The 8684-nt window shown below is 43.2% G+C and carries 8 protein-coding genes and 1 riboswitch; all 8 genes read left to right on the top strand.

The window, feature by feature from the left end; genetic code table 11:
- Nucleotides 1–454: adenosylcobinamide-GDP ribazoletransferase (locus tag NT145_07805; protein ID MCX5782584.1), on the top strand; the 454-nt coding region annotated here is incomplete at its 5' end.
- Nucleotides 451–966 carry a cob(I)yrinic acid a,c-diamide adenosyltransferase gene (locus tag NT145_07800; protein ID MCX5782583.1) on the top strand — a complete coding sequence of 172 codons (516 nt, stop codon included), beginning with the start codon at nucleotides 451–453 and terminating at the stop codon, nucleotides 964–966. The genes NT145_07805 and NT145_07800, both read left to right, overlap by 4 nt.
- A gap of 7 nt (nucleotides 967–973) precedes the next feature.
- Nucleotides 974–1849: a cobalamin-binding protein gene (locus NT145_07795; GenBank protein MCX5782582.1), complete on the top strand. Its 876-nt coding sequence runs from the start codon at nucleotides 974–976 to the stop codon at nucleotides 1847–1849.
- Nucleotides 1850–2156: 307 nt separating this feature from the next.
- Nucleotides 2157–2846, top strand: coding sequence for a diphthine--ammonia ligase (locus NT145_07790; GenBank protein MCX5782581.1), 690 nt, complete (start codon nucleotides 2157–2159; stop codon nucleotides 2844–2846).
- Nucleotides 2836–3834 (top strand): iron ABC transporter permease, encoded by a 999-nt coding sequence (locus NT145_07785; protein ID MCX5782580.1) that lies wholly within the window; start codon nucleotides 2836–2838, stop codon nucleotides 3832–3834. Before NT145_07790 ends, NT145_07785 begins: the two co-directional genes overlap by 11 nt.
- Before the next feature lie 555 nt (nucleotides 3835–4389).
- Nucleotides 4390–5202: an ABC transporter ATP-binding protein gene (locus tag NT145_07780; protein ID MCX5782579.1), complete on the top strand. Its 813-nt coding sequence runs from the start codon at nucleotides 4390–4392 to the stop codon at nucleotides 5200–5202.
- Nucleotides 5203–5302: 100 nt separating this feature from the next.
- Nucleotides 5303–5527: riboswitch (cobalamin riboswitch) on the top strand.
- Between the two features lie 523 nt (nucleotides 5528–6050).
- Nucleotides 6051–7955: a TonB-dependent receptor gene (locus NT145_07775; GenBank protein MCX5782578.1), complete on the top strand. Its 1905-nt coding sequence runs from the start codon at nucleotides 6051–6053 to the stop codon at nucleotides 7953–7955.
- A gap of 45 nt (nucleotides 7956–8000) precedes the next feature.
- Nucleotides 8001–8540, top strand: a complete 540-nt coding sequence (locus tag NT145_07770) for a flavin reductase family protein (GenBank protein MCX5782577.1) — start codon at nucleotides 8001–8003, stop codon at nucleotides 8538–8540.
- Nucleotides 8541–8684: the final 144 nt, after the last annotated feature.

Genomic DNA, 8684 nt, shown 5'->3' with positions numbered 1-8684 from the left:
ATCCAGGGATGAAGCTTTGCGGATAATGAGTTCCGGCAACATAGGGCCGTTTGCAATGTTTGCAGGAGTAATTTATCTTGCCATTAAGCTTTATCTTGCCGTAAAAATTGCGCCGCCGCTCTTTCTGCCGGTTTTTGTGCTTTCAAGGTGGGGAATGAGCTTTTCGGCTGCTATTTCAAAACCCGCCAAAAATCGTGGAATGTGCACACAAATAACTTTTGGCAATACAAAATATATTATTCTATCATCACTTTATCTGCCGTTTCTCTTTTTCTTCGCAAATTCGTTTCTATTAGCAGGTTCTATTGCATTGCTTTCAGTAATCAATTTTGTGATTGTAAAGCTGATAGAGCGCAAAATAGGGGGGCTTACCGGAGATTCTTTCGGATTGATAAATGAAATAGATGAGTTAACGGTAATGCTTGTCATATTTTTAAGCAGGGGAATACAATGATTATCGTAAACACAGGTAACGGCAAGGGTAAAACGACCGCAGCGGTGGGCCAGATTGTCAGGGCGCTGGGCAGGGGATGGAGGGTTTGCGTTATCCAGCTCTTCAAGGGGAAAGATTTTTACGGCGAACAGAATATTCTGAAGAAACTAAACAACCTGAAATTATACTCGTTTGCGCCCAAATATCCCGGTTGTTTCTCTAAAATCACGTCAAAAACCGTTCGAACTGAATGCTTTAAGGCGCTAAGTAAACTTAAGTCGGTTCTCGCCTCAAAAAAAATGTATGACCTGGTTGTCCTGGATGAATTTAATATCGCGATTAGAGACGGTTATATTGAACTTAAAGAACTTCTTAAAATATTGTCTAATAATTTGCACAAAAATGATTTTATTGTAACAGGGCGATATGCCCCAAAAGAATTGATAAAAGCCGCCGATCTTGTTACCGAAATGAAGGAGATAAAGCACCCTTTTAATAAAGGAATTCCCGCAAAAAAAGGAATAGAATTTTGAACATATTATGATGAATACATCAAGCATTACTTTAATTACTTTTTTGTCATTTTTATTGTGCTCTACGGCTGCAGCACGGACATCCGAAAGCCATCCTCAAAGGATAATATCGCTTGCGCCTTCCATAACAAAGAGCCTCTACCTGCTCGGGCTTGAAAAAGAGGTTGTCGCGGTTACGGTCTACTGTCCGATACGGGCTAAAGAGAAGGAAAAAATAGGAACGGTTCTGGAGCCAAACATAGAAAAAATAGTTTCTCTTAACCCCGGCCTTATAATAGCATCGAAGGAAGGAAACCTGCCTCAGCCGATTGAAAAATTAAGAAAACTGGGGCTCAAAGTTTATGTGATGGATCAAGCTGACAGCTTTAACGGTATTTGCAAGGAATTCGTAAAACTTGGCAAGATTACGGGCAGAGAAGAGAAGTCCTTTAAAATAGTATCGGAATCGCGTAAAAGAATTGAAAGTCTTTCGGCTAAGATTAAGGCTGTAAAACATCCTTCGATATTTTGGCAGATAAGCTCTAAACCCATATTCACGGCGAGTTCAAGGAGTTTTATAAACGATTTTATTGAATTTGCGGGCGGCAGGAACGTTTTTGCGGATCTCAAACAGCGCCATCCGCAGGTAAGCCGGGAAGAAATCATAACCAGGAACCCTGACATAATGATCATAACGGCTATGGGGGCTGAATCGGCAGAAGTAGTGAAATCCTGGCAGAAATTCCCAGAATTGAATGCGGTCAGAAACGGGAACATATTCGTGGTAGAAGACGATTTGTTCAGCGAACCTACGCCTGTTGCCATAGCGCAAGGCTCTGAGATGATATTCAATCTTATAGATAGTGCCAAAAGTTTAAAGAAAGGTGTTAGTAAAAAGCATTGAAAATGGAACAAAATAAATTTTCATGGGAAAGGAAGAGAAAATTCGAATATTTAAATCCGAAACTTGAAACAAATTCAAATGCTCCAAATTCAAATGTTCAAAACAACACCTTTGCTATATTTAGTTCAATGTTTTATGGTTTATATGTATAAATGAGTAAGTTTTTGTTTAGAATTTTGGTTATTGGGATTTAGATATTGTTTCGGATTTCGTGCTTCGGATTTCGAATTTGATTTTGGGCTAAGGCACAAGTAATAGAAAATAATCAAATTTTTGAAATTACGGTCTTATACAAAAGGAGCCCAAAATGAAAGTTATAATATCCTGGAGCGGCGGAAAAGACAGTTGTCTTGCATTATACAGGACAAAACAGGCCGGACACGAACCGGTATGCCTGTTGAATTTTGTTTCAGAAAAATACGGCAGGTGCTGTTTCCATGGGGTTCCCGCCGGACTAATCAAGGCACAATCAGATGCACTCGGCATACCGCTTGTCCAGAAAAGCGTTCCCGATACTATGGAAGGCTACGAAACCGCTTTCAAACAGTCCGTATCGGAACTGAAAGACAGGTTCGGCGCCGAAGGAATGGTTTTCGGCGACATATATCTTGACGAACATAAGGACTGGGTTGAAAGGGTGTGCAAAGATATCGGTATCAAGGCGATAGAACCTTTATGGAACCAGGAGACAGAAAAATTAGTCGCAGAGTTTATAGATGCCGGATTTGAAACGATGATAGTGAGCGCAAATGCCAGTCTGCTGCCGAAGGAAATAATCGGCAGGAACATAAACGGGGAAACCCTCAATATAATCCGTTCAAAAAACGTATGCGTCTGCGGGGAAAACGGCGAGTTCCACACGTTCGTTTTCGACGGCCCTAACTTTTCGAAATGCATAGAAATAACGGAATCGGAAACGGTGCTCCGCGAAGGTTTCTGGAAACACTGGTTTTTGGATATAAAAGATTTCAGGCTGGAAGCAAAAGATGCGCAATAAAATATTCATTTTAGCCTTGTTCGTTATTTTACTTTTGATTATCCTGGCTGTATCGCTGATGTTCGGCGGCAGTATGATAAGCCCGCGCGAGGTTCTTGAGGGGTTAATAAACCCCGGAAGCACAAATACTTTTTCGGCGATCATATGGAAAATACGTCTGCCGAGGATATGGCTGGCTGTCCTGGTAGGTGCTGGGCTTGCCGTGAGCGGGTGCGTTTTTCAGGGGATGTTAAGGAACCCTCTTGCCGACCCTTATACCCTTGGAATATCCGGCGGTGCCGCGCTCGGGGCAACATTGAGCATCGTAACGGGAGCAGCAGCCTTGACGGTTTTTTCTATGCCTCTTTTCGCATTTATCGGGGCGGCTGGCTGTTTTGCGGCAGTTTATGCGCTCGCCTCCACAAAGGATTTTTCAAATCACTCGCTCATACTTACGGGTGTCATAATGGGTTTTGTGTGCTCTTCGGCAGTCTTGGCCCTTATAGCGGTAGTAAATCCCGACAAGATACACTCGTCAATTATCTGGCTCACGGGCGATCTGTCTTCACCGGATAGCGGCCTTTTGAAAATGGCAACAGCCATTCTGGTTCTTTGCATGGCGGTACTCGCCGCATTTTCGCGGGAACTCAACGCGCTGACGCTGGGCGAAGAAAAAGCCTACAACCTCGGCGTGGAAGCCGAAAGAACGAAAAAAGTGATCTTTATCATTGCTTCCATTATAACGGGCACCTGCGTTTCAATGTCCGGTATCATCGGTTTCGTAGGGCTCGTGATCCCGCATTTCGTGAGGAAGATAACGGGACCCGACCACCGTTTTTTGATACCTGGTTCGGCTCTATGCGGCGCGGCGTTCCTTCCGCTCTGCGATACCGTTGCAAGAACGATAATAGCCCCCGTTGAGCTTCCCGTAGGCGTAATAACCGGCATAGCAGGTGGGCTTTTCTTCCTGCTTTTCATAATAAACTCAAAAGAAGAGAAGCCATTCTAAATGCACTGTTTTATCCCGCTGGTTAGAAAACTACGTGCCCCGCTGAGCGGGACTCCATTGTAATGAATAGCCGAAGTCGCATGCACGTGGATGAATGCGGGATTCCGTCCCCCGCCATTTTCGCTTTGCCCTGTGAAATGCAAAGCATTTCCAGGACAAGAGTCCCTGAAATCGTATTTGCGATTTCTAGGGGCAAAGCAAAGCGGGCGGGGAAATGATTTTGGTACCACGGGCATGCCCGTGGGGACTCCATAATTGCCGAGTTGTGTGCGGCGCAATTAAACTGCAGAAAGAGGAAATATAAGATAAGTCCCCTCTTAAAATTAAGAGGGGAAAAAGGGGAGTTTGAGAAGCAAGTTAGCAAGCCAAAATCAACTCCCCCGGCCCCTCTTTAACAAAAGAGGGGAGATTAAGGAAGAAGCGAATCTATACCCCGGCCCCTCTTTAAAAACAAGAGGGGAGAATAATTGATAATTCAGAAAAAAATTATCCCCTTTTAAGACTAAGACGGGAATATTGTATCTTGACTAGGTAGAAAAAGAGAGGTTTTATCCTTTGGGAATATTAGAATTACGATCGGTCGCATCGGGTTATTCGGGGAAAGAAGTTGTTTCCGACATAAGCTTCGTTCTTGAAGAAGGTGGGTTCCTGGGCATAATCGGGCCCAACGGAGCAGGTAAAACTACTCTTTTCAGGACGATAACAAAGATAATAGAACCAATGCGCGGTACAGTGCTGTTCTCGGGCAGGGACATAGGCGGTATAAAACGGCATGAGCTTGCCCGTGAAGTATCTGCGATGCTTCCGCTTTACGATCTCCCGTTTTCTTATTCCGTTCTGGATTTTGTGATGATGGGGCGCTTCCCCCATCAGAAACGCTTCGGCCTTCCTTCAAAAAAAGACCTGGAAATAACCCGAAAATCCCTTGAACTTACTGATGCCTGGCATCTTTCCGGCAGGAGACTGCACGAAATTTCGGGAGGGGAGAGGCAGCGCGTGATACTTGCGCAGGCGCTGGCTCAGGAGCCGAGGCTACTCCTTCTTGACGAACCAACGGCTTATCTTGACCTCGGCCATCAGATAGCGATATTAGATGTCATTAAAAAACTCAACAGGGAAAACGGCCTTTCAATTATAACGATTTTGCACGATTTAAACCTGGCAGGAGAATATTGCAGCCGAATTTTAATGCTTAACGGAGGGAAAATATTCATGGAGGGAACGCCGCATGAGGTTCTTAAATACCAGAATATAGAACAGGTTTACAAAACGGTAGTGATCGTCAAGAACAACCCCATTTCATCGAAACCTTATGTAATAGCGGTTTCAAAGGAAGAACTAAACAAAAATATTAATTCTGCCAGGTGAATCCAGCACCTAAAAAAGACCGCTGAAAAAGTCTTTTAACCCCCTCACCTTAATCCTCTCCCTCGAGGGAAGAGGGAAGGGTGAGGGTGAAAAAAAGTAACAAACAGGGAGTTTTTTCAGCAATCTCAATTAAGTGCCTGGGTGAACGGGAAACCCGTGGGAATCGGGTACAGCCCCGCTACTGTAATCCAGCACCTTTCTTGGATAATTTAGAGAAAGGTAGATGACCTTGTTAAAAGTTGACCACTGTCTTGTTGTTCCGGATGGGAAGGTATTAACAAGGTGCTGGGGAGTCAGGAGACCGGCCGGCAGCACAGCGGTTGACGGCGCATAATCTTTCGTGAAAGATGTGTCCGTCGGCCAAATAATCTCGAGGGAGGTAAAAGGTATGAATGATGGATAAAACAGTAATTAGAGATTGGTGATTAGAAATTAGATAGCGACATATGAGTTTAAATACCGGGTTGAATGAGGTTATAAAAGGTAGATGGTAAACGGTAGAAGGTAAAAGGAAAAAGTGACTAACCCCACACCTAACTTCTCTTCGTTCCTAAGACTTGCCCGCACTAGAAGAGGAAGAAGAGAGTTTGAAAAAGAAGGTGTAAGAATTAAAAAGCAACTCCCCCGGCCCCTCTTTATAAACAAGAGGGGAGAATAATTGATAATTCAGAAAAAGAAAATTTCCTCTCTTAAGATTAAGAGGGGATTAAGGGGAGTTTGAGCCGTTAAAGAATATTAAAATCTCATTGCAGTCCAAATTGCAGCCATTTCACCCTCACCTCTTTCCTCTCCCTCTGAGGGGAGAGGAAAGAGGTGAGGGTGAATATAATAAACAAAGGGAGCATAAAATGAAAAATAAAATTATTGCATTACTTTTACCGATTCTATGTTTGACATATGCTTATTCGCAGGAATCATCGAAGGATGTTTTCTTAAGCCTCACGCGCAGGGCGGAATCAATGCGGCAGATGCCGACATCTGTTTCCGTAATAGGCAATGAAAGGATCAAAAACACAAAAGCAAGGGATTTGGGAGAACTTGTGGACAGCGAGCTCGGACTTGTGCGCAGTAAATACGGTTCGCTAGGGGCTTCAAGCACATTGAGTATTCGCGGTTCTACTGCCGAGCAGGTTCTGATTCTTATAGACGGACGGCGCGCAAACAGTATTTCCAGCGGCGACACAAACTTGAGCGCAATCCCGCTTGATTCTGTTGAAAGGGTTGAAATAATACGAGGCTCTGCCTCGGCAATATACGGGACTAACGCTATGGGAGGGATTGTAAATATTATAACGAAAGGTTATGACGAAAATATGCCTAAAATTGATTTCGGAGCTTCGGCGGGAAGTTACGGTGAGCGCAATTTTAAACTGCATTTGAACTTAAAGAAAGACCGTCTTTACGGTGTGGCAATAGCAGGCAACGAGGCAGGAAACGGATGGCGCGAAAATTCAGCATTTGAAAGCCAGAACTTTTTTGCGCGCCTCGGCTATGATCTTGTAAAATACGGCAATCTTGAACTTTCAAGTTCTCTCTACAGCAACGAGCTTGGAGTTCCGGGAAAGCTTTTCACCACAACTTATCTGCCGCTTAGCGTTGATATGTACGACGGCACACTTGAGACCAAGGCTTCCAGTCCTGATGCCATACAGAAAACCGTCAAAAAATCCATTAAACTTGAACACAAAAAAACTATACCTTACGGATCTCTTTCTACCGTGATTCATAGCAGTGACGAGAGCATGAAGTACAAAAATCCTTCCTCGTTTCTAGATGGTCAGTATGATTCTGGGGTTTTCGGCCTTGAGTCTAAATACATGATGGACTCAGGTTTCACGGTCGGCGGCGAATGGTGGGAAGAGAGATATAAAAAGACTAATCTCCTTGCGGATTCAGTGGACGTGAACCGCTCAAGGGTCAACAGTTCCGGTTACGCCCAGTATAAACTTGGGCTTAATAAATTTGTAATCCTCCCAAGCATTCGTTTTGATGACAACTCAGCTTTTGGAAGCGTATTTACTCCGCAACTCGGAGTCGTCTACCTTGTTTCGGAAGCAGGCAAGATTTCATTAAATGCAGGCAAATCATGGAGGGCGCCGACATTCGATACTTTATATTGGCCTGTTGAAACTTCTGTATATTCAGGCGTTACGTGTGTTACAAAAGGCAACGCTTCACTAAAACCCGAACAGGGAATGGGTTATGATGCCGGATTTGAGATTGAATCGGCAAAGTTCGGCACAGGCGTAACATTCTTTAATTCCGAAACGAAGGATCTTATTATCTGGCTTCCCGACTACAACTCAGCGACAAATACCGAGACATGGACTCCCATGAATGTTTCAAACACCATGTCCACCGGAGCGGAAATGAACTTGTCACATAAAATATCGAGTTCTCTTGTTCAAGAAATTGCCTATACTTATGATTGGTCGGAAGATGCAGATAAGAAAGCTGTGCTTTTTTACCGTCCGCGAAACATTGTGAAATACAGCATAAAATACATTACCGTATTTGGCTTAAAGGCTGACGCAGACTTAAAATATACCGGCTCACAAAAAACCGATAATCAGACCATAGATGAACTCAAAGAATATTATTTGCTGGATTTGAAAATATCGCAGAAATTCAAGGATACGGAAATCTGGATTAAAGCAGAAAATCTTACCGATACAAAGTACCAGACACGGCTTGGTTTCCCTCTTGCAGGCGCCGCTTTCTACGCGGGTTTTGAGATGAAGTTTTGGGGGTAGAATAGCCATTCAACCTCGTAGGTTGAATAGGCCAGGAGGGGAATCATGTTTAAGAAAATTTCTTTGGACAAGTTTTATCGCCTTATTAACCACGGCCCCTGCGTACTGATAACATCAGGGACAAAAGAGAAAACGAATATCGCACCGATTGCGTGGAATATGCCTTTAAATGACGAACCACCGTTAGTTGCTATAGCAATTGCTGAAACTCATTATACGGCTGACCTAATAATCAAAAGCGGTGAATTAGTTATAAATATAGCCGATAGAAATTTGCTTCCATTTATTAAATATTGCGGTGAAGTCAGCGGAAGAAAAATTGACAAGATCAAAAAAATGAATATTAAATTATTGAAAGGCGTGAAAATAAATACGCCGCATTTGGAAAAAGCTGCGGGATTTCTGGAATGTAGAATTATAGACAAGAAAAATTATGATGGGGTTATTTTGTTTATCGGAAAAGTGATATATGCTGCGGTAAGAAGTGATATTTTTGATGATTACTGGCTATCCGATAAAGCCAAAATTGTTCATCACTTAGGAGGAAGCTATTTTGCGTGTCTTGGGAAAAGATTTAAAGCCTGAAATTAGGGACACGGTAAGCTCAAGTTACCAATGCAACACTTGATTCCTGTATATTATACAGGACGAAAGGAGTTGCATATGACCCAGTATCACAGATTAACTGTTAATGAACGCGAAGAGATTAGCCTTGGGATAGCCCAAGGG

Source organism: Elusimicrobiota bacterium (assembly GCA_026388075.1).
Taxonomy (GTDB): Bacteria; Elusimicrobiota; Endomicrobiia; order Endomicrobiales; family JAPLKN01; genus JAPLKN01.
This window is presented reverse-complemented; position numbering and strand designations above follow the sequence as displayed.